Here is a 487-nt window from a genome sequence, read left to right on the forward strand (position 1 = left end):
GTGGCGTCCAGTCCGCGGGACGGGGGTGGGGGTCTGCTGGGGGCTGTTGGGGGGCTGTTGAGGGGTTCGCCCCCGCCGCCCCTTCCCGGGCTGGTTGGTTATGCCGTTCGGCGTTTCAGGGTCGCCGCGCCCAGGGTCAGGACCAGCAAGGCGCAGCCGGCGACGATCAGGGCGTCCCGTACGAAGGTGGCGGTCATGTCGGTGTGGCGCAGGACCTCGTTCATGCCGTCGACCGCGTAGGACATCGGCAGGACGTCGGAGACGGCCTCCAGGGCGGGGTGCATCTTGTCGCGCGGGGTGACCAGGCCGCAGAGCAGGAGCTGGGGGAAGATCACGGCCGGCATGAACTGCACCGCCTGGAACTCGGAGGCCGCGAAGGCCGAGACGATGAGCCCGAGCGCGGTGCCGAGGAGGGCGTCCAGCAGGGCGACCAGGAGCAGGAGCCAGGGGCTGCCCGTCACGTCCAGGCCGAGGAACCAGACCGCGA

Annotated in this window: 1 protein-coding gene; it reads right to left on the reverse strand. The window is 71.3% G+C overall.

The features are described from left to right. Positions 1 to 98: 98 nt before the first annotated feature. The coding region (locus tag KUM40_RS40725; RefSeq protein ID WP_217171451.1) for an ABC transporter permease at positions 99 to 487 on the reverse strand (389 nt) is incomplete at its 5' end.

It is taken from the genome of Streptomyces sp. AC512_CC834 (assembly GCF_019049325.1).
In the GTDB taxonomy this organism is placed as follows: Bacteria; Actinomycetota; Actinomycetes; order Streptomycetales; family Streptomycetaceae; genus Streptomyces.